Annotated in this window: 18 protein-coding genes and 1 riboswitch; of the genes, 8 read left to right on the top strand and 10 right to left on the bottom strand. The window is 47.5% G+C overall.

Annotated features, from left to right (window positions below):
• Position 1 precedes the first annotated feature (1 nt).
• From EOO49_RS15865 to EOO49_RS15835, 7 genes are all read right to left on the bottom strand, one after another.
• Positions 2-1,147 (bottom strand): acyloxyacyl hydrolase, encoded by a 1,146-nt coding sequence (locus tag EOO49_RS15865; RefSeq protein ID WP_290847466.1) that lies wholly within the window; start codon positions 1,145-1,147, stop codon positions 2-4.
• 90 nt (positions 1,148-1,237) lie between these two features.
• Positions 1,238-2,938, bottom strand: coding sequence for an RDD family protein (locus tag EOO49_RS15860; protein WP_290847464.1), 1,701 nt, complete (start codon positions 2,936-2,938; stop codon positions 1,238-1,240).
• A gap of 44 nt (positions 2,939-2,982) precedes the next feature.
• Positions 2,983-3,939: a methylenetetrahydrofolate reductase [NAD(P)H] gene (gene metF, locus EOO49_RS15855; protein WP_290847462.1), complete on the bottom strand. Its 957-nt coding sequence runs from the start codon at positions 3,937-3,939 to the stop codon at positions 2,983-2,985.
• Positions 3,940-4,054: 115 nt separating this feature from the next.
• On the bottom strand, positions 4,055-6,718 hold the full coding sequence (gene metH / locus EOO49_RS15850; RefSeq protein ID WP_290847460.1) for a methionine synthase: 2,664 nt from the start codon (positions 6,716-6,718) through the stop codon (positions 4,055-4,057).
• Positions 6,719-6,842: 124 nt separating this feature from the next.
• Complete coding sequence (locus EOO49_RS15845; protein WP_290847458.1) at positions 6,843-7,844, bottom strand: homocysteine S-methyltransferase family protein; 1,002 nt, start codon at positions 7,842-7,844, stop codon at positions 6,843-6,845.
• 333 nt (positions 7,845-8,177) lie between these two features.
• Positions 8,178-8,281: riboswitch (SAM riboswitch) on the bottom strand.
• A 142-nt stretch (positions 8,282-8,423) separates the two neighbouring features.
• Positions 8,424-9,404: an alpha/beta fold hydrolase gene (locus EOO49_RS15840; protein WP_290847456.1), complete on the bottom strand. Its 981-nt coding sequence runs from the start codon at positions 9,402-9,404 to the stop codon at positions 8,424-8,426.
• A 242-nt stretch (positions 9,405-9,646) separates the two neighbouring features.
• Complete coding sequence (locus tag EOO49_RS15835) at positions 9,647-10,939, bottom strand: PLP-dependent transferase (RefSeq protein WP_290847454.1); 1,293 nt, start codon at positions 10,937-10,939, stop codon at positions 9,647-9,649.
• A 320-nt stretch (positions 10,940-11,259) separates the two neighbouring features.
• Between EOO49_RS15835 and EOO49_RS15830 the strand changes: the two genes are divergently transcribed.
• The 4 genes from EOO49_RS15830 to EOO49_RS15815 all read left to right on the top strand — a co-directional run bounded on the left by EOO49_RS15830 (position 11,260) and on the right by EOO49_RS15815 (position 15,058).
• On the top strand, positions 11,260-11,655 hold the full coding sequence (locus EOO49_RS15830) for a hypothetical protein (RefSeq protein ID WP_290847452.1): 396 nt from the start codon (positions 11,260-11,262) through the stop codon (positions 11,653-11,655).
• Between the two features lie 268 nt (positions 11,656-11,923).
• A complete protein-coding gene (gene metK / locus EOO49_RS15825) occupies positions 11,924-13,174 on the top strand; it encodes a methionine adenosyltransferase (RefSeq protein WP_290847450.1) in 1,251 nt (416 codons plus the stop codon).
• Positions 13,175-13,533: 359 nt separating this feature from the next.
• Positions 13,534-14,295 carry a hypothetical protein gene (locus EOO49_RS15820; RefSeq protein WP_290847448.1) on the top strand — a complete coding sequence of 254 codons (762 nt, stop codon included), beginning with the start codon at positions 13,534-13,536 and terminating at the stop codon, positions 14,293-14,295.
• Between the two features lie 64 nt (positions 14,296-14,359).
• Positions 14,360-15,058, top strand: coding sequence for a hypothetical protein (locus tag EOO49_RS15815; protein WP_290847446.1), 699 nt, complete (start codon positions 14,360-14,362; stop codon positions 15,056-15,058).
• Between the two features lie 228 nt (positions 15,059-15,286).
• Here EOO49_RS15815 and EOO49_RS15810 read toward each other — a convergent pair whose 3' ends face one another.
• The gene (locus EOO49_RS15810; protein ID WP_290847444.1) at positions 15,287-17,791 is read right to left on the bottom strand and encodes a DUF5686 and carboxypeptidase-like regulatory domain-containing protein; all 2,505 of its coding nucleotides are present in this window, start codon (positions 17,789-17,791) and stop codon (positions 15,287-15,289) included.
• A 53-nt stretch (positions 17,792-17,844) separates the two neighbouring features.
• Positions 17,845-18,825, bottom strand: coding sequence for a pyruvate dehydrogenase complex E1 component subunit beta (locus EOO49_RS15805; protein ID WP_290847442.1), 981 nt, complete (start codon positions 18,823-18,825; stop codon positions 17,845-17,847).
• Between the two features lie 323 nt (positions 18,826-19,148).
• Here EOO49_RS15805 and EOO49_RS15800 point away from each other — a divergent pair, with 323 nt between their 5' ends.
• A complete protein-coding gene (locus EOO49_RS15800) occupies positions 19,149-20,219 on the top strand; it encodes a histidine kinase (protein ID WP_290847440.1) in 1,071 nt (356 codons plus the stop codon).
• Positions 20,216-20,953, top strand: coding sequence for a LytTR family DNA-binding domain-containing protein (locus EOO49_RS15795; RefSeq protein WP_290847438.1), 738 nt, complete (start codon positions 20,216-20,218; stop codon positions 20,951-20,953). The genes EOO49_RS15800 and EOO49_RS15795 overlap by 4 nt, the downstream gene beginning before the upstream one ends.
• A gap of 862 nt (positions 20,954-21,815) precedes the next feature.
• Here the strand turns inward: EOO49_RS15795 and EOO49_RS15790 are convergent.
• The gene (locus EOO49_RS15790; RefSeq protein WP_290847436.1) at positions 21,816-21,956 is read right to left on the bottom strand and encodes a hypothetical protein; all 141 of its coding nucleotides are present in this window, start codon (positions 21,954-21,956) and stop codon (positions 21,816-21,818) included.
• Positions 21,957-22,007: 51 nt separating this feature from the next.
• On the opposite strand from EOO49_RS15790, the gene EOO49_RS15785 reads away from it, so the two are divergent.
• Both EOO49_RS15785 and EOO49_RS15780 read left to right on the top strand, forming a co-directional pair.
• On the top strand, positions 22,008-22,454 hold the full coding sequence (locus tag EOO49_RS15785; protein ID WP_290847434.1) for a carboxypeptidase regulatory-like domain-containing protein: 447 nt from the start codon (positions 22,008-22,010) through the stop codon (positions 22,452-22,454).
• A complete protein-coding gene (locus EOO49_RS15780; RefSeq protein WP_290847432.1) occupies positions 22,406-24,484 on the top strand; it encodes an outer membrane beta-barrel family protein in 2,079 nt (692 codons plus the stop codon). The genes EOO49_RS15785 and EOO49_RS15780 overlap by 49 nt, the downstream gene beginning before the upstream one ends.
• Positions 24,485-24,502: the final 18 nt, after the last annotated feature.

The following is a 24,502-nucleotide window of genomic DNA, read 5'->3' as shown; positions in this document are numbered from 1 at the left end:
GTCAGATTCTTATTCCGAGTCCTAATTCAATGGCTTCAGCACGTCCGCCGTGGGCTTTCAACGCGACGCCCGCGAATACGTTTTTGGTCGCGTAATATTTGACTCCGAGGCGTTGGTAAACGTCAGATTCGTACTTGAACGGTTTGTAAACGTAATAACCGACCTGGGTTTCCACCGACAATCTATTGATGAAAAGCTCGTGTCCGACGAACACCGAAACGCGTTTGTAATCTGTATTCGGATCAAGATACGGACGATCTGGATAAGCCACTGACGAGTATCGAATGTATTCTTTGAGATATTGCGAAATGAAAATATCCGAACCGAGCTGGAGCGCGCTTTTTCGCCCGATCCTTTTGTCGATGGCCAGACTTATGTGGTAAAACGGCTTTTGTCCGCTGCCCGTAATCTGGCTTTCGGAAACGCCCGAACGCAGATAAAGACTGTATCGGAACGGCTCGCGATAGGATTTCTTCGGAAGCGTGTCGCCTTTTCGATAAGCCGGCTGTTTTTCGTCGAGATTGTAATTGATGCCGATATTGGCCGCGTAAGTATTGATTCCCGAATTGGGCGACTTGAATCTGCCGTTGGAAAAATGCGTGAACATGAATCCGCCCTGAAGTCCGAAACGACCGACGATATTCTGTTTCTTGAAGTTGAGCAAAAACAGATTGCTGCTCATGAAACGCGACCCGAAAGCGTTGTTCTTGAAATTGGTTTCCTTGTCATAAGGATGCGCCGCCATGCCGATTCCCTGAGAAATGCGAAATTGGATCAGTCGGTGCAAAAAGTAAAAGTTGTAATGCACGGCAAGCGCGTAAGCCTCGCCCAAATGCACATTCTTGAAATCCTGGTACTGGAACGACATGCCATAATCGGGATAATTGTAGGCTTGTTGCCATTCTTTTTCTCCGAAAGTTTGTCGGTTTATTGAAACCAGCACGCCTTCGGGATGACCTGTGATCAGGTGCGTGATGTCGTCTGTGTGTTTGTAGATGTTTCCGCGAAAATACGACACCTCGACGTTCGTGGTTTCTTTGGGCAAATCGAGTTTCGGAGCTGCGATCGTATCGGCCGCGACCGACAAATCCTGAGCCGAAACCAGCCCGAAAAAAAACAGGAAAAAGCCAATGTAGAGTTGCTTCATTTGGAACGGAAAGCGCAAATATATCGTTTTTGGTTTTCGTACGAATTCACAGCGCGACAAGTTTTTGAACAGATTCGGATTCAGTCCGCGTCAATCAATCAACCTCAACTCTGGCATATCTTTCACCGATTTCGATTTCATACGATACTTGTGATTGCGCCCAAGTTCGTCCCGCACGGTAAATTCCAGGTCTATTTCGTCGAAATCGTCTCCTGTCGCTTCCAGCATGATCACTTCGTCTGGCCTTGGGAACGAATTTTTCTCGCTGCTTTCCTTCCATTTCAGGTCAGTGTGCGATACGATTTTCACCACTTTTACGGGCGATCCGTCATTTGAGATCGTGAAGTTGGCCTTATCGGCGTCGAACGCTGTGCTTCCTCGGAATTTTCCTTCGCTGTAGAACGTGACGTTTGCACAACTCAACTTTGGCGCGTACAATTTATCGATCGATTCCATGGTGAAATTGCCTCTTGTTCCGGGAAAGCCGAACATTTCGTCTTCGGTTTTTATTTCTTTGGAAATCGCCGTTTTCAGGTGTTCTGCCGACAGCGTCACCGTTTCAAAATTTTCCTTGGAATATTCGTAGAACTCACCGAACTTCTTCAGATTGAATCCTTCGTAAGTCATATAACTACCGCCTTGGTCTTCCGTAACGAGGCGGAATTCCATTTCTTTTGGCGTCCCCGATTCGGCTACGATAAAACAATCTGACGCGTAAGAAGTGCTTTTGAGCCAAATTACTTCTCCGGGCGAAAGTTTGTCGAGGCGTTTTTCGAGATAAGACGTGCGTTCGGCTACGATTTCCTGGGCGATTTCTTTCTGCTGGCGATCGTCGTACGAAATTTTCATCAGATAAATGACGGGAAGCAACAAAGCGAAAAGGAAGAACGACCACAAATAAGTGCTACCGCTCGTTCCAGTCCTTTTCTCGAGCACGACTTCGGTGGACGAAAATTGGTCGTGCCAGTTTGCGCCGAACAAGAACGACGCGCCATCGAATGGGATAAATCGCGAAAATGTTCGGGCCAAAATGGTCTTGAACTTCGGTTTTTGGCCTTCGGAATCGACGACTCTCGATTCGGAAAGGAATTTGGCCGGAGACGAAGCGAAAATAGTCTCGAAAATCAGGTAATAAAGCACCTGACAAATGAAAATCATTCCATAAATCTGAAAACTCGCCCCGATTTCCGAACGAGAAAGGTCTTTCACGAAAGTTGTCACGATCGCATTCGCGAAAGGCGAAATCACAATATATAGTATGATCCCGTCGAAAAGCGAATGGAAAAAACGCGTCCAGTTTGAAGCGGCGAGTTGTTGTACGACAGTCGTTTCTCCGTAAAGCGTTTCTTCTGTGGCGAGCTCTTTCTGCGAATTCAGGAATTGCAACGCCTTAAAACAGAGCCAGCCCAGGAAAACGATCCAAATCCAGTACAAAATAGAAACGTAGTCGAATTTCACCTCTTCGTATGTAGCGACGAGCCAAGATGTCCAGCCTATCGAAAATGGGAACGAGATGATTTTAGAGAAAAAGATGAACGACAAGCACAAACGCAAAAGCCGTGTCTCGCGAAATTGGCTTGTCCAATACAAAATGGCCGACAGCGCAAAAAGGAGGAAAAACGCTACCGCCAGATAATTGGTCGCTCCGTCTTCAAGGTTTTGCCCCAGATACGAAACGTTGACGATGTGAAGAAATCCGCCAAGCTGCGAAAACTTGAACCATTCGAAAAATTGAGCCATTAGACCCAATAGCGCGGCCACGAACGAAATTAGCGCGATTTTCTTTGCCATCTTTTTATGAATTTGACGGCAAAGATGCATTATTTTTCCAATTTTTAGAAAATCTCTTTCGCTATCGCCTTGATACTTTCGGCTTTGCCCATCGAATAATAGTGCAACACCGGAATTCCCGCTTTTACAAGTTCGCGGCTTTGCTCAGTACACCACTCAATCCCGATTTGTTTGATCGCTTCGTTGTCCTTGGCTTTCACGACGGCCATGATCAGATCGTCAGGCAGGTCGACGAAAAATCGGTGCGGAATCTGGTTGAGTTGTTTTTTGGTAGAAATCGGTTTCAAGCCCGGAATAATAGGAACCGTGATGCCGTTGGCGCGACACTTTTCGACAAAACTGAAAAATTTCTTGTTGTCGAAGAACATTTGGGTCACGATGTATTCGGCTCCGTTCTTGATTTTTTGCTTCAGATAATAAATGTCCGAATCCAGACTCGGCGCTTCGAGGTGTTTTTCGGGATAACCGGCAACTCCGATGCAGAAATTCGTGCTGTTCACGTTCTTGAGATCGTTGTCGAGATAAATCCCGTTGTTGAGATTCGAGATTTGCGCAACCAATTCTGTCGCATAATTGTGGCCTTCGATTTCCGGTCGGAAGTACATTTCGCTCTTGATCGCGTCGCCTCTCAAAGCCACGACGTTCTCGATCCCGAGAAAGTCCAGATCGATCAAAAGGTTTTCAGTATCCTCTTTCGTGAAACCTCCGCAAAGCACGTGAGGCACGGCGTCGACGTCGTATCTGTTTTGGATGGCGGCACAAATTCCGACAGTTCCGGGACGCTTTTTCACGATTTTCTTTTGCAACAAACCGTTTTCGAGTTCCTTGAATTCGTATTCCTCGCGGTGATAGGTCACGTCGATGAACGGCGGATTGAATTCCATCAACGGATCGATCCCATCAAAAATGGATTGGATATTCTGGCCTTTTAGCGGCGGCAATATCTCGAAAGAAAACAGGGTTTTGCCTTGGGCGTTCTGGATATGTTCGGTTACTTTCATTTTGTTTTTGGTCTAACCTGCAAGGTTTTAAGAACCTTGTAGGTTTGTTTTTTTTTCTCAGATTGAAAACCTACAAGGTTTCGGAAACCTTGCAGGTTGGTAAACGAGTTTGTTTTTAATCGGCTATATTCGGATTCAGCCATTTGGTCGCTTCGAGAATCGAAATGCCGCGGCGTTTGGCGTAATCTTCCACTTGGTCTTCCTTGATTTTCCCAAGTCCGAAATATTTGCTTTCCGGATGCGCGAAATAATAGCCCGAAACCGACGAAGCCGGCCACATCGCCATACTTTCGGTAAGCGTCACTCCTATTTCGTTCTCGACGTCGAGCAGTTTCCAGATCGTTGGTTTTTCCAAGTGATCGGGACAGGCCGGATAACCCGGAGCCGGTCGGATTCCTTTGTATTCTTCGGCGATAAGAGCTTCGTTCGACAAAATTTCGTCGCTGGCGTAACCCCAAATTTCTTTTCTGATCTTCTCGTGCAGATATTCGGCGAAAGCCTCGGCAAAACGGTCGGCAAGCGCTTTTACCATGATCGAATTGTAATCATCATGATCTTTTTCGAATTCGGCCGCCCATTCGTCGACTCCAAAACCTGTCGTCACGCAAAAAGCACCGAAATAGTCCTGGATATTCGAGTCCTTCGGAGCGATAAAATCACTAAGGGCAATGTTCGGCGCGCCTTTCGTTTTTTGGGATTGCTGGCGAAGCGTGAGGAATTTCACGAGTTCGTTTCCGTTTTCGTCCGACACTTCGATATCGTCGGCATCGACTGTATTGGCTGGGAAAATGCCGTAAATTCCGGTGGCTTTGAGTTTGTTTTCGGCTATGATCGTCTTGAGCATTTGCTTGGCATCGGCAAACAGGTCGGTCGCTTCTTTTCCGACAATTTCATCGGTTAAGATCGCCGGATATTTTCCGTGCAGTTCCCAAGTCCTGAAAAACGGCGTCCAATCTATATAAGGTACGAGTTCAGAAATCGCTACCTCAATTTTTTTGCTTCCGATGAAATTCGGCTTGACCGGAGAAAAATCGAGTTTCAATTTATTCGCACGCGCTTGCTCGATCGTCAGGAAATCCTTTTCGCGTCCGCGGTTCAGATAGCCGTCGCGCAATTTATCGTACTCCGAACGCAAACTCGAGGCGTATTCGATTTTGTCTTTTCCCAGCAAACTTCCCGCAACGGTAACCGCTCGCGAAGCATCGTTCACGTGCACGACAGTTTCTTTATACTCGGGTGCGATTTTCACCGCTGTATGCGCTCTAGAAGTCGTCGCGCCTCCTATCATCATTGGGATTTTGATTCCGAGGCGATCCATTTCCTTAGCCAAATAAACCATTTCGTCAAGCGATGGCGTAATCAATCCGGAAAGGCCGATGATGTCGACGTTTTGCTTGATCGCGGCCTCGATGATTCGCTCTGGCGGAACCATCACGCCCAAATCGACAATCTCGTAATTGTTGCAGCCGAGCACGACCGAAACGATGTTTTTGCCAATGTCGTGTACGTCGCCTTTAACGGTCGCCATCAAAATTTTCCCTGCCGATTGCGACACGCCGTCTTTTTCGGCTTCGATGAACGGAAGCAGATAAGCAACGGCTTTTTTCATCACACGCGCCGATTTCACGACCTGCGGCAGGAACATTTTCCCGCTTCCGAACAAATCGCCCACGACGTTCATTCCGGCCATGAGATTCTGTTCGATAACGTGAATCGGACGTTCGGCCAACTGGCGCGCTTCCTCGACGTCCACCTCAACAAACTCGTCGATTCCCTTGACCAAAGCGTGCGTCAAACGATCTTGCAAAGGCGCGCTTCTCCATTCCTGAATCACTTTCTCATCCGACTTGGTATGACCTTTGAAGCTTTCTGCCAAATCGAGCAGTCTTTCGGTCGCATCGTCGCGTCTGTTGAGCAAAACATCTTCGACCGCTTCGAGCAGATCTTTCTGGATTTCGTCGTAAACCTCGATCATTTCCGGGTTTACGATTCCCATCGTCATGCCGTTCTGGATCGCGTGGTACAAAAACGCCGAATGCATCGCCTCGCGCACTTTGTCGTTTCCGCGGAAAGAGAACGAAACGTTGCTGACTCCGCCGGAAATGTTGGCATACGGAAGGTTTTCGCGTATCCATTTGGTAGCGCGGAAGAAATCGAGCGCGTTCAGGCGGTGTTCTTCCATTCCGGTTGCTACCGGGAAAATATTCGGGTCGAAAATGATGTCCTCGGCCGGAAATCCGACTTTATCCACCAATATATCGTAAGATCTTTTGCAGATTTCGATGCGACGCTCGTAGTTATCGGCTTGACCGACTTCATCAAACGCCATCACGATCACGGCCGCTCCGTAACGACGGATTTTCTTGGCGTGCTCGATGAAAAGTGCCTCGCCTTCCTTCAACGAAATCGAGTTGACGACACTTTTTCCCTGGGCGACCTTCAATCCGGCTTCGATGATTTCCCATTTCGAGGAATCGATCATAAGCGGAACACGTGAAATATCAGGTTCGGCTGCGATCAGGTTCAGGAATTTGGTCATGGCCGCAACGCCGTCGAGCATGCCTTCGTCCATGTTTATGTCGATGATCTGTGCGCCGCCTTCCACTTGTCCGCGCGCAATGTCGAGCGCTTCGTCGTATTGTTCTTCCTTTATCAGACGCAGGAATTTACGCGAGCCCGTTACGTTGGTGCGTTCGCCGACGTTGATGAAGTTGGTCTCGGGTGTAACGATAAGCGGTTCGAGACCGGAAAGCTTTAGATATTTTGGTTGTTCTGGCATCTACTTCTATGATTGACTTGCGAGGTTTGAAACCTTTCAGGTCTGTTTTTTTCTTCCTGATTTTTTAAACCTACAAGGTTTTGAAAACTTTGCAGATTTCGTCCCGACACTTGCCAGGCTGGAGTTAAACGCTTTCGTAAGCCTTTCGCGGCTGATATTTCTCGGCTACTTCAGCAATCAATTTGATGTGTTCCGGCGTCGTGCCACAACATCCACCAATAATATTGATCAGGTTCTCGTCTAAGTAATCTTTGATCAGCGCTTGCATTTCCTCGGGCGTTTGGTCGTATTGACCGAAAGCGTTCGGCAAACCGGCGTTCGGGTGAGCCGAAATATTCAGTGATGTATTATTTGACAAGCGCTTCAGGTAAGGACGCAACTGATCGGCGCCGAGTGCGCAGTTGAAACCGACCGACAGCAGCGGAATGTGCGAAATCGAGATCAAAAAAGCCTCGACGGTCTGGCCCGAAAGCGTTCTTCCTGAAGCGTCTGTGATCGTACCCGAAACCATTACCGGAATGTCGAGATTGCGCTCTTCCTTGACATCTTCTATCGCGTACAGGGCCGCTTTCGCATTCAAAGTGTCGAAAATCGTCTCTACCAACAATAGGTCGGAACCGCCGTCTATCAAGGCTTCCACTTGTTCTTTGTAGGCAATCCTGAGGTCGTCGAACGTGATGGCGCGGTAACCGGGATCGTTCACGTCAGGAGACAAACTGGCCGTTTTGTTGGTCGGGCCGATCGATCCTGCCACGAAACGCGGCCTTTCCGGATTTAATGCGGTGAATTCGTCGGCGGCTTCACGCGCTAGTTTTGCCGACTCGAAATTGAGTTCGTATACAAGATCTTCCATGTGGTAATCGGCCATCCCGATTGTCGTTCCGGAGAAAGTGTTGGTTTCCACGATGTCTGCGCCCGCAGCGAAATATTGGCGGTGCACGTCTTTTATCGCATCGGGTTGCGTAAGGGTCAAAAGGTCGTTGTTGCCTTTGAGCGGATGTGGAAAATCCTTGAAACGCTCGCCGCGATAGTCTTCCTCGCTGAAATTGTAGCGTTGCAACATTGTTCCCATCGCTCCGTCGAGCACGAGAATTCTCCTGGAAATGGCGTCTTGTATCTTACTCATGGTCTTTTTGGTTTTTTGGATTTCCGGATTTTCAGAAAACGGACTGTAATGTTCCGATCTCAAAATTCGTCGATCCGACAATCAATTCGGTGTCCATTCGAGCACGACATCCTGATCTTTCGACCGAAAATCGCCATGAATTCCTGAGCCTAGCCCGGATGGCCGCAGATAGCCTTGTGCAGGACGCGACAATTTTTTGCCTTTGGATCGTAGCGACCGCAGGAAGCTCACGAGGCAAAGTGCAAAAAACGAGCGTTTCAGCAAGCTATGGCGAGACAGCCGGATCAGCTTCTAAAACACAAAAAAACCGTTAGTGAAAGTGGGAAATTTCTCGAGTTATCTGTCCTGAAATGTTCAGGTAGAACGTAGCACCTTCTTAAGTTTAAGGGTTGCTAAGGCTTCGTCGGGTCTAGTCCCTCGGCCTTTCGTGATAACGGCATGATGTGAATGAACGCTGCAAAGATACGTTTAGGATTGGGATTTGCAAGCGTTTTTTCTATTTAAAATCGATGCGTAAACCGGACAAATTATCCGACAGTAAACGACAGTAAACGTTTATAAACGAAAGTAAACGTTTAATTACCGACTAAATCGAAATGACTTTTGGAATATTTGCTGCAAGATTTTCGAAAGCTGCGCATGTTCGATCAGGAAAGCGTCGTGGCCGTGAACCGAACGGATTTCGTGATAGGAAATGTCGTGCTTGAAAGGTCGGAGTTCAGACACGTCTATACGGTTTTCCTCGGCGAGATAGAATTGGTCGGAATCGATCGAAACAACCGTGATCTGGGCAAAAATTCGGGAAGCGACATCGATGAAATGACCGCGATTTCTGGTGATGTCGACGGTTTTGAGCAAGTGGTTAATCAATTTGTAAGACGCGAGCCGAAAGCGGTTCTGGAGTTTGTGTCCGTGTAAATTGAGCCAATTCTCGACTTCGTAACTGTCGTGGTTTTTTTCTCGGTTGAACCGAAGGCCGAGCGATTGCGGAGTGCGATACAACAACATGGCGTGCAATCTCGCGTCGTGTATGGGATTGTCGGAATTGTTCAGGATTTGGTCTTGGACGAGCACGTTTCCGATTACCCAGTCGGTGGCTTTCCAATCGGAGGCAATTGGGATCAGGTGTTCGAGAGCGTCGGGACGCAAGGCCGCCATTTCCCATGCGATTCCGCCGCCAAGGCTTCCACCGATAATGGCAAAGACCTTCTCGATTTCGAGTAGTTGCAAGCCTTTCCAAAAGATTTCGGCGATGTCGCGTGCCGTGAAATCTTTGTAATTGTCGAGCAGATTTTCGGGATTTTGGTCGTATCCGTTTCCGGGAACGTTAAAGGAAAGTATCGTGAATTCGTTGGTGTCGATGGTTTTGCCTTCACCGACCAGATTTTGCCACCATCCGTCTTTGCCCGAAACCGTTGAGTTTCCCGTCAAGGCGTGATTGATAAGAACGATCGGCGCAGTGCCGATTCGACGCCCAAAGGTTTCGTAGAACAGGTTCAGATCGAGCTTTTTGCCCGATCCCAGTTCGTGGTCCGCTATCTCGAGTTGTTGCAATTTCATTTTTGGATTATTTGAAGCTTGAAAACTGTATCGGGTTACGTCTGGTTTTAAGTAAAGCCGCCTCTGCGAAGTGAGACGGCTTTACTTAAAACCAAACAAAAACAAGATTTTAGTACGTCTGCCGACGTTGATTTTATAACCATCGAGAGCGTTGTGAAGGAAATAAGTCGGTAGTCGTAGACTCCGGAAATAGTTACCACACTCGATCTCTCGATGGCTTGGCAATCGGGTTAGTTATGGTATCAGATTCGCTGAGGCGCTTTGATTGATGTGAACACGGCTTTCAGGTCAGCTTTGAGGTCTTCGATGTCTTCGAGTCCGACTGACAGTCTGATCAGGTCTTTGGTTACGCCCGTTGCCAATTGTTCATCATCTGACAATTGTTGGTGCGTCGTGCTTGCCGGATGGATTATGAGGGATTTCGTGTCGCCGATATTGGCCAAAAGCGAGAACAGCTTGGTTTCATTGGCGACTTTTTTTGCGTCCTCGAAACCGCCTTTGAGTCCGAAGGTCACGATTCCCGATTGGCCTTCGGGCAAGTACTTATTGGCGAGTTCGCGGTATTTGGACGTTGGCAATCCGGGATAATTCACCCACGCGACGGCTTCTTGTTTTTCGAGCCAAAGCGCAAGTTTGAGTGCATTGTCGCTGTGTTTCCTGATTCGGATGTCAAGTGTCTCCAAACCTTGAATCGTCTGGAAAGCGTTGAACGGACTGAGCGCGGCCCCAAAATCGCGCAAACCTTCGATGCGAACTTTGGCGATGAACGCGGCCGGGCCGAGCGCTTCGTGGTAGACCAATCCGTGGTAACCCGCTGACGGCTCGGTGAATTCCGGGAATTTGCCGTTTGCCCAGTCGAATTTCCCGGCGTCGATGATCACGCCTCCAAGCGAGGTTCCGTTGCCCGAGATGTATTTGGTGAGCGAGTGGATCACGATGTCGGCTCCGTGATCGATCGGATTCAACAGATATGGTGTTGCGACAGTATTGTCCACAATGAACGGTACTTTGAACCATTTGGCCTGTTCTGAAATCGCGTCGAGATCGAGAACGTCGAGTTTCGGGTTGCCCAAACTTTCGGCAAAGAAAGCTCTTGTGTTTTCTTTGGCCGCGCGAGTGAAATTCTCGGGATCGGACGGATCGACGAACGTTGTTGTAATTCCAAGTCTCGGCAAGGTCACCGAAAGCAAGTTGTAAGTTCCGCCGTAAAGCGAATTCGAGGCCACGATATGATCGCCTGCTTTGAGCAAGACTAGCAAAGCCGTTGTAAGAGCCGCCGTTCCCGACGCAGTTACGACCGCTCCGATTCCGCCTTCGAGTGCTGCGAGCCGTTGTTCAAGTACGTCATTCGTTGGATTGTTCAGTCTTGTGTAGATGAATCCTGGTTCGGTCAAACCAAACAGATTCGCGGCGTGATCGGCGTTGTTGAAGACATAAGACGTCGTTTGGTAAATCGGCACGGCGCGTGTTCCGCCGTTTTTGGTTACATCGTGTCCTGCGTGGAGCGCGTTTGTAGCGAATTTTTGTGTGCTCATGATTTAGATTTTTTAGATAATGGATAATAGATGGATGATGGATGATAGATGATAGATGATAGATGATAGATGATAGATGATAGACGGATAGATAATAGACCAATTGTTTTCGGTTATCGGACTTAGTCGAGCCCTAGTTGATATTTGGAATTTGAGGTTTGGAATTTATGTCCTAGTTTTTTTGAGTTTTTTCCAAAAAAAAGCCCTTTTGGATGGCTTACCAAAAGGGCTTCGAAGTACACAAATTATAACAGATTATGTCGTTCGCATGCGGCAATGGATGGCCTTTCCGGGTTTCGGACGACAACAACACATAATGTTTGACTTTTGACGCATGGTTTTTATTTTTTGGGCTTTCAGAATATCGGCCTCTGATTTTGTTTTTGGATCCTCAGAGTTATCAGACTCAGATTTTATTTTGGAATGAAATTTGGAATTTGAATTTTGGGTTTTGGGTTTTGGGTTTTGGGTTTTGGGTTTTGGGTTTTGGGTTTTGGGAATTAATTCAATACTATCGGCTTGATCTTGGAGCAAAAAAAAACCTCCCGGGTTGCGGGAGGCTTTTCTATACTGAGTTTTCAACTTCAGCCAATAGCGTATCCCGCGGAGTTTCCGGTTTTGCAGATACACATTTGACAGATGGTGAAAGACATTTTTTCGTTTTTTACTTATCGCAAACTTCCAAAGTATTTTCCAATCTGCCAAACAAAATTTAGGATTTTAACAAAAAACGATGTAGCATTTTCAGATACTACTACGTAGTAAGCTCTCTTTTCAGCCTTTCGCCGATTTTCAAGAATCTGGTAATTTTCAACAAAATCGTGTTTTTTTCGGCTCAACCAACTTCAATTCCTATATTTGCACCCGTCAAAAGGAGGAAGAATTTGACTGATTGCAACCTCGTTAAAAAATGCTAAAGCAGAATTTTCTTCTTTAGCGCGTAGCCGCAACTTCCTTCTCAAATACATTTAAAATCAAGACATTATGGCTTATTTTTTTACGTCGGAGTCTGTTAGTGAAGGACATCCTGACAAAGTTGCCGACCAAATTTCGGACGCGCTAATCGATAACTTTTTGGCCTTCGACCCAGAGTCGAAAGTAGCTTGTGAGACGCTTGTAACAACAGGTCAAGTCGTTTTGGCCGGCGAAGTGAAGTCGAAAACATATCTCGATGTGCAGCAAATCGCTCGCGACGTCATCAAAAGAATCGGATACACCAAAAGCGAATACATGTTCGAGGCGAATTCTTGCGGGATTTTGTCTGCGATCCACGAGCAGTCCAGCGACATCAACCAAGGTGTAGACCGCGCCAGCAAAGAAGATCAAGGTGCTGGCGATCAAGGAATGATGTTCGGTTATGCCACGAACGAAACGCAGGATTTCATGCCATTGGCGCTCGATCTGTCGCACAAATTGCTTCAGGAACTTGCCGAGCTGAGACGCGAAAACAACGAAATTCCTTACCTGAGACCGGACGCAAAATCGCAAGTGACACTTGAATACGATGACAACAACAAACCGTCGCGAATCGATGCCATCGTAATTTCCACGCAACACGACGATTTCGACGAGGAAAACACGATGTTGGCCAAGATCAAACAAGACATCATCGACATCCTTATCCCGAGAATTATCGCCAAATATCCACAATATGCGCATTTGTTCAACGACAGCATCCACTATCACATCAACCCGACCGGGAAATTCGTGATCGGCGGACCTCACGGTGACACAGGCTTGACGGGACGCAAGATCATCGTGGACACTTACGGCGGAAAAGGCGCTCACGGCGGCGGCGCGTTCTCTGGAAAAGACCCTTCGAAAGTGGATCGTTCAGCGGCTTATGCTACGCGTCACATCGCCAAAAACCTTGTGGCTGCGGGCGTTGCAGATGAAATTTTGGTCCAGGTTTCCTACGCGATCGGCGTTGCCAAGCCAATGGGGATTTTTGTCGAGACTTACGGAACGTCAAAAGTGAAGTTGTCAGATGGCGAAATCGCGAAAAAAGTCGAGAACATTTTCGACATGCGTCCTTATTTCATCGAACAACGTTTGAAACTCAGAAATCCAATCTACAGTGAAACAGCGGCTTACGGCCACATGGGACGCAAACCTGAGACGGTGACCAAAACTTTCAAAAATCCTTACGGAGAAGAAAAAACCGTTTCCGTGGAGTTGTTTACCTGGGAAAAACTCGATTTCGTCGACAAAGTGAAAGCCGAATTCGGAATTTGATTGAACGCAAAGTGCCTAAGTTCCTGAGATAAATAGAAGCCGCAGTCGTTTGATTGCGGCTTTTTTGTTTTGGGCGCGCCGGCGGCACGTTCCAAAAGGCAGTTGTAGGGAATGGTCGCAGTTTCAGCTTCGATCGCGATTTTGGAGCCGCCGTCGGGCTGTCCGTTGTACCTTTTGGGTTTTCGCTTTGAGGGCGAAAACCCAAAAGGGTGCCACTTCCATCCCTCGCGCAACTCTGAATCGATAGCAAATCCCAACCAAAAATCGCACTTCCTTTCCCAAAACCCGCAACTCAATTATCGGCATAAAAAACATCGGTCGCACTTTCACAACTTTGGGTCAAATAAAAACGACCAATTATGAAAACGATCAAATTTCTACCACTTGTTTTGCTGTTCACACTGAACTTTTCGTGTTCCAAAAACGACGACAGCGCGTCTCCGAGCGACAACGACCCGACGCAAACAATCAACCAAACTTCCCAATCCAATCGAGGATTCGCTTATAAAACCTATTTTCAGGAAACCGCCTCGCCCGAAACCAGAAAAGGCCTCGTGATCCTAGCCCACGGCGACAACAGCGATGAAGGCGACGGCATCCTGAATGCACAATGCGAGCTTTTGGCCAAGAAAGGCTACGTGGCCGTGACGACATCCTACCAAAATCCGACGGGAACTTATGCAGAAATCAACGCCCGCTTCAAAGCCGATCTCGAAAGCGTGATCACGGCGGCTGGCGCACAATTCCAGATTCCACGTTCCAAGACGATCATCGGCGGCATGTCCCGAGGCGGAAACAACACCTTCCCGCTGATTTTGCCGGGACAAGAAGGCGTCGGAAATCCTATTACGGATATTCGCGGAGCAATTCTCGAATGTTCGGGCGGAGACGAATGGAAAGGCACGGCGGTTTTGGTTCCCGTGGCGTACATGGCCAACAAAGTCGACCCGACAATGGGCGTGCAAAACGCGAACGACTTCAAGAACGGTTTGCTCGAAAACGGCAATGGAAACGTGGCTGAGGAAAGCGAATGTCTTATCATAAACAGTTCGGGACATTGCAGCGACGCCGGCTCTTACAAGGCTTTCGTGGTCGAGAAAGTCGTGGAATGGCTCCCTTAAAAACATTTCGCTTCGCACTCGAAAAAGAAAAACCGTTTCTTTACCCTTACAAACAAAAATCTGAATGGAAAGAAAATATTCTTTGTTGACCGCAATGTTTATCCTGATTGCTTTGATTAGCACATCGGGATTTTACTTTTCCTATTTTGCGAAATTGGCAAGTTTGGGCGATTTCTTCTTTGTGACGCACCTTCACCTATTTCTGTTTTTTTGCTGGTTCGCGATGCTGATTGTTCAACCGATATTGGTTCGCAGGCGCAAACCCGAACTGCACCGAAAAATCGGGCGTCTCTCCTATTTTCTCGCCCCTTTGATCGTGGTTTCGATTTTGGTTCTGGTGTTCAACGCAATTCCGCGCAACTACGCGAATTCTCCCGAACAAGCCGCGATCACGGCCGTCGGTGGCATTTTGGACGTGATTTCATTCAGCATTTGCTATGTAATCGCAATGGTAAAAAAGCGCGATTTGCGTTGGCACGTCGCGTTTATTATCGGGGCGAGTTTGATTGTTTTGAATCCTGGTTTGGGGCGACTTGTGAGTAATTTGGTAAACAACGACGCAGGAATTCTCGCTATGGTCGTAACCCCATTTCTGTTCGCGTTCACAATCTTGTGTTACGAGAAGTTCAAACTCAAAAGACCGATGTTGAAAAGTCCTTATCTAGCCTTTGCCTTTGTGTGGATTTGCGAATTGGCGTTGTTTATCGTCTTGCCGCAAACCGCGTTCTGGAAAGAACTTATCGCATCGATGGCAAAAACCTGAACTGAAAAACCGAAGTCTAGCCCCGATGCAAGCGGATAGCCTTTCGCGGAAAACGCCTTGCATTTGTTCGCGAGCCAAAGCGACCGAAGGAAGCTCTTGGCTCGCGTTACAAATGCCGGCGGTTTTTAGAAAGCTAGAAGCGGGTCAGCGGGAAAATGCTTCTTCAAGAAGGATCAGACAATATCCTAACCTGGAAAAGAATTACTAAAAGCACATCGCTCCCTACTTCTAAAAATAAAATCCAAACGAGCCGCGAACCGCGAATCGGCGAGCATCGGGCAATTCGAGATAATTTCCTCTCCACGAAAAATCGAGGCGGAAAACCTTGAAGATGTTCCCGATACCGAAGCCGTACTCGTAATAGACGTTTTCTGGCGCGCGGTAAATCAATCCCGAGGCGTTGATGGCTCTATTTTCGTCCGAAACCGTTCCGTAGACTGCGCGAACGCCGATGATCTCGCGCCAATTGAGTTTTCGCAACGCCGGCACTCTCGCGAAAAGCTTGCCCTGGAAATTGTGTTCCCAGTGCATCGTCACGTATTCATCAGCGACGAATTCATAGAAATCGAGGTTGGCGAACGTGTTGTCGATTTGCCACCAGGTTTGGTTTCCTGGTACGATGTTCATTAGGCCTAGCGGCACCGTTCCGTAGGTCTTCCCGACTTCGGTGGTTATGAACGAACGCCCGATCGCACCGATTATGATTGGTTGTCGGTAGTACAATTGCAGTTTTTGATACTCGAAATCGCTGTCGAACATGCCTTGGATTCCAGAACTCAGTCTAAAGAAAACGCGGCTGTAAGGATTGTCGACGACATCGCGTTCTACTCCATAACCGATGTTTTGGCGTTTTGGCGTCCAGTCGATCTCGAACTGCATTTCGGTTTGTTTGACTTCCTTAGCCACGACTCCTGGCGCATTTTGCGTAGGCAAAGTCGTGTAATAATCGAGGCTGAATTCGTCTGTAGTGTTGGCCGAACGCAACGTCCTGTAACTGATTCCGGATTTTATCCGGAGGTTTTTCACGGGCTCGAACTCGAGTGCGGCCGTAGCCAACTGGATGTTTGTGAGTTTTCCGTTGCTTCCGGATGCGAAAACCGATGACGAGGCGTTGCTTCTACCCAAAACGTCGTTTGTGGAAGTCAGGTCTGCGCCGATCTGCTCTACGTCGCGACGATATCCGCCGTACACGATAAGCCTGCTTTTCTTGTCGACCATCCATTTTCCGGACAGGCCGAACTTGAATTTGTCGTCTCCGAACCCGTATGCGACGTAACCTTCGAGTCGCCACGGGTCGTTCGGGCCGAAATAGGTTCGCCCGCCGGTTCTCAATCGGAATCTTTCGACCTGGTTGTAACCGATCGTGGAATAGATCGGGCCGTAATCGAACCAGCCGTAATTGATGTAACCGCTCGCGAGAATTTCGACTGTTGAGTACAATCGCCTAAATTTCTTGACGGTTTTGAGCGTGTCGAGCATTTGATATACGCCTTTTTCGTCGGCGTTAAGCTCTTCGAAACGGTGTTCGTCCCAATATTTTTCGTCCTTTTGGTAAATTGTCGGATCTAAGAAATTGACGTCCTGTTTGTAGAATTCGTCGGGTTTCTTGAGGTTGAATTTGTGGTTGCGATAGTAGGTCGTGCGCTTTCCGTACACGCCTTTCGACTCGTCTTTCTTGCTGAAGGCGAAATCTGACATCATATAATCTTTGGTCAAAAGGAAGACCGAATCGTTCACGACCTCAAATTCCTGCTCGATGTAAATGTCCTTGACCCAGTTGATGTTTGCCGATTTGGTGACCGCCATATTGATCGACTTGATCGCAAACGTCGTGTCGGCAACCCAAAAATCGCCTTTGAACGTGAGTTCGCTTTTCCTTCTCGGATAAAAAACGATGTTGAAGCAACTTTTCCCGTCAATCACGGCCGTGTCTCGCAACACGTAATTGTAGACGTCGATTCCCGTGCGCGACAACGGACTCGTAAAGCTCTTGTCGAAGAACAAAAGATAGTTGTCGTAAATGTTATATTCGGCATACAAATCCTTGATGAACGCCTGAATTTGCTGGTTTCCGGTGAAACCTGAATTTTTGGTTGCCTTTACGACTTCTTTCTTTTTGGTGCGTTTGTTGTCGCCGTAAACGTCAGAAAGTTGTTCGTTGATAAAGATCGGCAGATAGGTTTTTCCGGTCACATCGCTCGTGTCGACGTGGTTGAAAATGAATTCCATTCCCTTGAAAACCTTGCGTTTCATAAAAGCCGAATCGATCGAATTCATGTCGAATTCCACCTTTTCGTATTTTTCCATCTGATATTGATCGAACATGTAAAGCCCGTTCTTGCGCCGTCTTTCCCATATCTTGCGCAAGATGTCGAGCGCCGGATTGTTCTTCTTGGACGTTTTTCCGGTGTAGATCGTCACGGCGTTCAACTCGTTCTCGGGTTGCAGCGTGACCGTAAAGTCGTAATTCACCGCTTTGGGCAGATCGACTTCCTTGGTTTTGTAGCCCATGAACGAAACGAGAATTTTCGTATAGGCAGTTGGCGATTCGATATAGAATTTACCGTCTTCGTTGGTCACTACAGATTGGGTCGAACCCTTGAACTGCACATTGGCGTAAGGCACGGGAAGCTTGGTGTCGTCAATGACGATTCCGCTCACTTTGGTCTGGGCGAACGCGGCCGTTAGAAACAGTAAAAAAGCGAGGCTGAGAAAGGTGTTGTTGTTGCGCATAGAAAAAAAAACTTCACCGAGATGGTGAAGTTCAAATATAACGGATATTTCGCTTATTTCTTGTACAAGACTTTCTTGACGGCCTTGACGACGTCTTGTGCGTTCGGCAACCATTCCTTGAGCAAGGTTGGCGAATACGGAGCCGGCGTGTCGGCAGTCGTGATGCGTTGGATTGGCGCATCGAGGAAATCGAAAGCGCGCTCCTGAACGATATAAGTGATTTCGGATGCAACCGAGGCAAACGGCCAGGCTTCTTCCAAAACTACAAGTCTGTTTGTTTTCTTCACCGAATTGATGATCGCGTCATAATCCATAGGACGGACCGTTCTCAAATCGATTACTTCAATCTCGATACCTTCTTTGGAAAGTTCTTCGGCAGCGGCCAACGCTTCTTTGATGATTTTTCCGAAAGACACGACAGTCACGTCTTTTCCTTCGCGCTTGATATCGGCAACTCCTAGCGGAATCGTGTATTCACCTTCTGGCACTTCGCCCTTATCGCCATACATTTGTTCCGATTCCATGAAAATCACGGGATCGTTGTCACGGATGGCCGACTTCAGAAGTCCTTTGGCATCGTAAGGCGTAGACGGAACCACAACTTTCAATCCCGGAGTGTTTGCAAACCAGTTCTCGAAAGCCTGTGAGTGCGTCGCGCCCAATTGTCCTGCAGAAGCGGTCGGACCGCGGAAAACCATCGGCATCGGAAATTGTCCGGCCGACATCTGACGCATTTTGGCCGCGTTGTTGATGATCTGGTCAATTCCTACAAGCGAGAAGTTGAATGTCATGAACTCGACGATAGGACGGTTTCCGTTCATGGCAGAACCTACCGCGATTCCTGCAAAACCAAGCTCGGCGATTGGCGTGTCGATAACGCGTTTCGGCCCGAATTCGTCAAGCATTCCTTTAGACGCTTTGTAAGCACCGTTGTATTCGGCGACTTCCTCGCCCATCAGATATACAGATTCGTCGCGGCGCATTTCTTCGCTCATGGCTTCGCATACGGCTTCGCGGAATTGGATTGTTCTCATTTTAGATTTGATTTTCGAACAGCAAAAATAATCTTCTTTTGTCTTGATACAAAAGGAAAATCATTTTTGTTTTTTATTGCAAAATTTTCTTTGAGCTTTCTCCGGCTGCCGGGCACTAGCTTTCTTGCAAAAGCCTGCTTTTCTAGAGGTTGCAACGAGCTTCCTGCGGTCGCTGTCGCAACCTTAGAAAATCAAGGACTTTTTCTTCGAAAAGCTAGTGCCAGTCAGCCGGAAAAAGCTCCAAAAAACAAATTCCATCGACGTTCAGCAGCTTTATATCGACTCAAAACCCAAATAAAGCAATTAGCAAATATCTTTGCCACATGTCATTCAGCACAAGAACATTCAAGACGAACAAGATCTACATTCTGGCGCAAATCCTGATTTTTACGGGACTTGCCGCTTCGCAAAGCCTTCCGCTGTTTTGGGGAATGAAAATGCCGTCTATTTACTGGATCAAGCAGGTTATCTTGATGCTGATGTGGGCATCGGCCTTTTATCTGACGCTGAAACTTTGCATGCCCAGATTGCTGTTCAAGGCGCGTCCGATCCTTTTCTTTTTGAGCATGATCCTGCTAATTTTCGGGTTTGTGACGCTCAACCATCACGTTGACGGCTGGCTCGATTACCGCGGCATCATGAATGCGCATTTTCACGTCGACCCAAAAGACGACAAACCCGAAAAAGACCTCATCGGGCATTTCTGGATCGTGATTTTGACTTTGCTCGTCATCGGGAGCGCGACGATTATCGGAATCGGGAAAAAATTGCGCGATGAAGCTTTGGTGCGAGAGGATCTGGAACGCGAGAAACTGGAATCGGAACTTTCTTTCCTGAAAGCGCAGGTGAATCCGCACTTTTTCTTCAATGTGCTCAATTCGATTTATGCTTTGACGGGTGAAAATACGCAGGCTCAGGAAGCGGTTTACAACTTGTCGCGACTTATGCGGCACGTCCTTTATGGCACGAAACAACAGTTGGTTTTGCTCTCGAAAGAGGTCAATTTCATGGAAGATTACCTGAAGCTGATGAAGTTGCGGCTGACCGAAAACGTGTTGGTAACTTTCGAAAAACCCGACGATTTGCAGGAAGCCGAAGCCATGCCGATGCTGTTTCTTCCGTTTATCGAAAACGCGTTCAAACACGGCGTGAGCTCGCTTCATCCGTCGTACATTCACATAAAATTGGAGCAACACGAGCATATTTTGGAATTCGATATCAAAAATTCGATGTTTCCCGACCAACCGACCGATAAGGAAGAATCGAACGGTATCGGATTGGTCAACAGCCAACGCCGACTCGATTTGATTTATCCGCAGAAATATTCGTTGAGCGCAAAATCGGATGAAAACCAAAGCGAATTCTCGGTTCACCTAAAACTCGATTTGTCATGACCTTGACCTGCATTGCCGTAGACGACGAGCCGTTAGCGCTCAATTTGCTGGTTTCGTACATCGAAAAGACGCCCATGCTCGAACTCAAGGGCAAGTTTTCGAATGCGGTCGAAGCCTTGAAAGCGTTGCGGGACGAACCTGTCGACGTGGCCTTTCTTGACATCAGAATGAACGATTTGAGCGGACTCGAACTCGCGAGAGTGCTTGACCAATACAGAACTGCGGGAAATCTGCGCGTGATTTTCACGACGGCTTACGATCAATATGCGCTCGAAAGTTACAAGGTCGAGGCCCTCGATTATTTGCTGAAACCGTTTTCCTTTTCGGATTTTTCGAAAGCCGTCGAGAAAGCCGTGCGTTATTACGAGTTCGTAAAAGGCGCGCCCGCTGTGGAAAAAGAGACTTCTGACAAGCCGCATTATTTATATCTGAAAATCGAATATCAGATGGTTCGCGTACCGTTTGAAGATATTTTGTACCTCGAAAGCGACAAGGATTACGTCAAAGTTTTCCTACAGCACGAACCTAAGCCGCTGTTGTCGCTCACGAGCATGAAGGCTGTTGAGGAAAAACTTCCCACAGATCGTTTCATGCGCGTCCATCGCTCGTTCATCGTGGCTTTGGACAAAATTCGCGCGGCCACGAAAGGCACGGTGGAGGTTTCGGGCAAGACGATTGCCGTCACCGATCAATATCGCGATGCTTATGCGGAATTCTTTTCGCGTTGGCAGTGAGGTTTTTTTACTGCGGATTTTTTTTTGCCACGGATACGCGGATTTAGCTTTTCTAATTCCCTAGTCGTTTCGGTTTCCGATGATTTAGCCGCTAATTCGCAAATTTTTACCACACAATATTTAAAGCCACGACCCGAGCAACGCGAAATGGCCATAGGTAATGCCTCAATTATTGTCGCAAAATATCTAAAGCCACGAATTCACGAATAGTGGCATTCGTGAATTCGTGGCTTCATAAATTTATCTTCTTAATTGCTGGGAATCCGTGCAATCCGTGTGTTCTTGATGACAATTGGACGAAGTCTGCAGTAACTAACTGATTGGTTTAAACCATTAAGAAGTTCAGGATGGTTAAGATTATTGTCCGGAACTGAATGCAAACCTACAAGGTTGAAAAAACCTTGCAGGTTGATCGGCACGAAAATCCATCGGCTTCAAAAAATCCGCGAAACTTCTTAATGTTCTTAATGAACTTAATGTCCTTAATGGTTCAAAAAAAAAACCTACGAGATTGAAAAATCCTTGCAGGTTGATCGGCACGAAAATCCATCGGCTTCAAAAAATCCGCGAAACTTCTTAATGTTCTTAATGAACTTAGTGTCCTTAATGGTTCAAAAAAAAACAAACCTACGAGATTGAAAAATCCTTGCAGGTTGATCGGCACCAAAATCCATCGGCTTCAAAGAATCCGCGAAACTTCTTAATGTTCTTAATGAACTTAATGTCCTTAATGGTTCAAAATAAAACCTTGCAGGTTGATCGGCACCAAAATCCATCGGCTTCAAAAAATCCGCGAAACTTCTTAATGTTCTTAATGAACTTAATGGTTCAAAAAAACCAGCAAAACCGCGCGAAGTTCCCGTTATGTGACAAGGTAAAGTTCGGGCGATGGATTTGGTCGGATGAAGCCAAAACGCCGGTTTTTGTGTCCAAAACGAGAATCGGGATTTCCGTCGATGTTTTGTGGGTTTCCGTCGAGCGGATTCGGATGCGCTTGTAACATTTGAGTCCTTTGTCGCTCCAATTCGGAAAACAAAAAACAAGACAAATCAAAATGAGACAATTATTTTCCATCCTCCTGATCTTCGTTGGACTTTCGGCTTTCGCGCAGAATTTTCCCGCCCCGGGTTCGTCCATCACCGGAAAAATCGAAGGCACGCTCAAGGATTCCATTGCGAATACGGCCGTCGAATACGCTTCGGTGGCTTTGTACAAGACTGACAATCCGGCTCCGGTTTCGGGCGTCGTTTCTGAAACCGATGGCCACTTCCGCTTGACGGGAATTGCTCCGGGCGTTTACAAAGTCGTGATCTCGTTCATCGGATACGGCGATAGAACCATCAACAACGTCGAAACCACGGGCGCAAAACCAGATCTGGATTTGGGTACGATCAAACTTTCGACCGCTTCGACCGCTTTGAACGAAGTCGTCGTGCAAGCCGCGCCTCACTCGTGCAGAACAAAATCGACAAAGTGGTCTATAACGTCGAAAAGGACGTGACGGCCGCGGGCGGAAATGCCACCGATGTTTTGCAGAAAGTGCCGATGGTTTCCGTCGACATGGACGGAAATGTGTCGGTTCGTGGCGATGCGAACGTAAGGATTCTGATAAACGGAAAACCGACGGGCGCGACAAACGCGAACATTGCCGACGTTTTGCGAACGATTCCATCCGATCAGATCAAGAACGTCGAGGTCGTGACTTCTCCATCGGCTAAATATGACGCCGAAGGTTCGGCTGGAATCATCAACATCATCACAAAAAGCAAGTCGACTTCCGGGATTTCGGGTTCGGTTTCAGGCGGAATCGGAACGCGTCAGAACAACTTCAACGGCAACTTGAATTACAACAAAGACAGATTTTCACTCGCGGCAAACATCGGCTATAACAACGGCTGGCCGCGCACTTCTACTTATTCGTCGCGTCAGGAAATCGACAACGGAACGGCAAATTCGCTGCAATCGACAAAAGGCGAAAGTGAAGTGAACCGCTACGGCCTGAACGGTTCCATCACGGCCGGATACGATTTCAACGCTTACAACACTTTGAGTTCGACGATTCGGCTAAACGACGGCGGTTGGGATTCTGACGGACGCGCTACGAGCACATTCGAGGATTTCAACAACGCCGCAAACAACTCCATGTTTACGACCGCGACCGACAACGAAAACCGCTGGAAAAGCTTCGACTGGAATCTCGATTACGTGAAGAAATTCTCGAAAGAAGGCCACCAACTCTCGCTTTCGACACAATGGAGTCGCAGCAAGAACACGACCGATTACGTGAGCCGCTATTCTGATTTCTATACCGACCAGAAAGCCGATTCTGACGGAACGAACAACGAATACACGATCCAGCTCGATTACACGCTTCCCGTTACCGAAAAGTTCAAGTTGGAAGCTGGCGGAAAGTCGATTTTCAGAAGATTTTCGAGTGATTTCACGAACATGATTCCAGATGCGAACGGCGATTTCGTTTACGATCCCATCAACTCGAATTTGTACGATTACGATCAGGATGTTTATGCCGGATATGTCGTCGGGACGTATGATTTGCCGAAGGATTACACTTTGATGGTTGGCGCGCGTGTCGAGCAGACGAATATCGAAGGCCGACCGACGAACGATCTGCAGGCCGATCTGGCTTCGTTCACAAACGACTACACGACTTTTATCCCGAGTTTTACTTTGCAGAAAAAACTGTCGGACAAATCGTCCTTGAAACTCAATTATACCAAGAGAATCCAGCGTCCGAACATGAACAATCTGAATCCTTTCATCAACCGTTCGAACATTCAGTCGCAACAGGAAGGAAATCCGAATCTTGAGGCCGAGATTTCCCAGACTGTCGAACTTGGTTTTTCGACTTTTTCTCCAAAGCGCACCATCAATTTCTCGGTGTATTACAGAAACATTTCGGGCTTGATCGAAGGTATCGCGACGCCTTTGGCCGACGAATCCGGAACGATTACGAGATTTGAGAATGTGGGTGAAAACAACTCGCTTGGCTTTAATTTCTTCGGATCTGTCAACCTCTTCAAAGGCTTCTCGCTTCGCGGAAACTTCAACGGTTACACTTACAATCCGAGCGCTTCGAACGCTTTCGCCTCGACACAGACATCGACCGGAACGTATTTCCAGTATTCGGCATTCGTGTCCGGACAATACGATTTCGGAAAGAATCTAGTGGCCGAAATGTTCATGATCCAAAACTCGCGCCGACGCAACCTGCAAGGCACCAATCCGGCTTTCAACCTGATTTCTTTCGGGATCAAGAAACAATTCTGGGACAAAACGGCCTCGATCGGATTCAACGCGACTTCGCCTTTCAAACGCGATATCGAATTCCGCAACGAATCGAGCGGAAACGGTTTCTCGACGACGAGCAATTTCGCTTTCCCGATACAATCTTTCGGAATCACGTTCAGCTACAGCTTTGGCAAAATGACGTTCAACCAGCCCAAAACGAAAGGCGTAAACAACGACGACATGCAGCAAAACCAGAATTCAGGCGGCATGCCCGGACAATAATCCGAAATAGTAAATATT

Source organism: Flavobacterium sp. (assembly GCF_004295795.1).
GTDB lineage: Bacteria > Bacteroidota > Bacteroidia > Flavobacteriales > Flavobacteriaceae > Flavobacterium.
Note: the sequence above shows the minus strand (reverse complement) of the source record. Positions and strands in the feature narration are given on the sequence as shown.

Excerpts from the sequence above, each read along its gene's own strand:
- EOO49_RS15795 (WP_290847438.1), top strand. The coding sequence starts at position 20,216 with ATGACCTTGACCTGCATTGCCGTAGACGACGAGCCGTTAGCGCTCAAT.
- metH (WP_290847460.1), bottom strand. The coding sequence starts at position 6,718 with ATGCCAGAACAACCAAAATATCTAAAGCTTTCCGGTCTCGAACCGCTT.
- EOO49_RS15865 (WP_290847466.1), bottom strand. The coding sequence starts at position 1,147 with ATGAAGCAACTCTACATTGGCTTTTTCCTGTTTTTTTTCGGGCTGGTT.
- EOO49_RS15860 (WP_290847464.1), bottom strand. The coding sequence starts at position 2,938 with ATGGCAAAGAAAATCGCGCTAATTTCGTTCGTGGCCGCGCTATTGGGT.
- EOO49_RS15840 (WP_290847456.1), bottom strand. The coding sequence starts at position 9,404 with ATGAAATTGCAACAACTCGAGATAGCGGACCACGAACTGGGATCGGGC.
- EOO49_RS15835 (WP_290847454.1), bottom strand. The coding sequence starts at position 10,939 with ATGAGCACACAAAAATTCGCTACAAACGCGCTCCACGCAGGACACGAT.
- EOO49_RS15790 (WP_290847436.1), bottom strand. The coding sequence starts at position 21,956 with ATGTTACAAGCGCATCCGAATCCGCTCGACGGAAACCCACAAAACATC.
- EOO49_RS15800 (WP_290847440.1), top strand. The coding sequence starts at position 19,149 with ATGTCATTCAGCACAAGAACATTCAAGACGAACAAGATCTACATTCTG.
- EOO49_RS15820 (WP_290847448.1), top strand. The coding sequence starts at position 13,534 with ATGAAAACGATCAAATTTCTACCACTTGTTTTGCTGTTCACACTGAAC.
- metF (WP_290847462.1), bottom strand. The coding sequence starts at position 3,939 with ATGAAAGTAACCGAACATATCCAGAACGCCCAAGGCAAAACCCTGTTT.
- EOO49_RS15815 (WP_290847446.1), top strand. The coding sequence starts at position 14,360 with ATGGAAAGAAAATATTCTTTGTTGACCGCAATGTTTATCCTGATTGCT.
- EOO49_RS15805 (WP_290847442.1), bottom strand. The coding sequence starts at position 18,825 with ATGAGAACAATCCAATTCCGCGAAGCCGTATGCGAAGCCATGAGCGAA.
- EOO49_RS15845 (WP_290847458.1), bottom strand. The coding sequence starts at position 7,844 with ATGAGTAAGATACAAGACGCCATTTCCAGGAGAATTCTCGTGCTCGAC.
- EOO49_RS15785 (WP_290847434.1), top strand. The coding sequence starts at position 22,008 with ATGAGACAATTATTTTCCATCCTCCTGATCTTCGTTGGACTTTCGGCT.
- EOO49_RS15810 (WP_290847444.1), bottom strand. The coding sequence starts at position 17,791 with ATGCGCAACAACAACACCTTTCTCAGCCTCGCTTTTTTACTGTTTCTA.
- metK (WP_290847450.1), top strand. The coding sequence starts at position 11,924 with ATGGCTTATTTTTTTACGTCGGAGTCTGTTAGTGAAGGACATCCTGAC.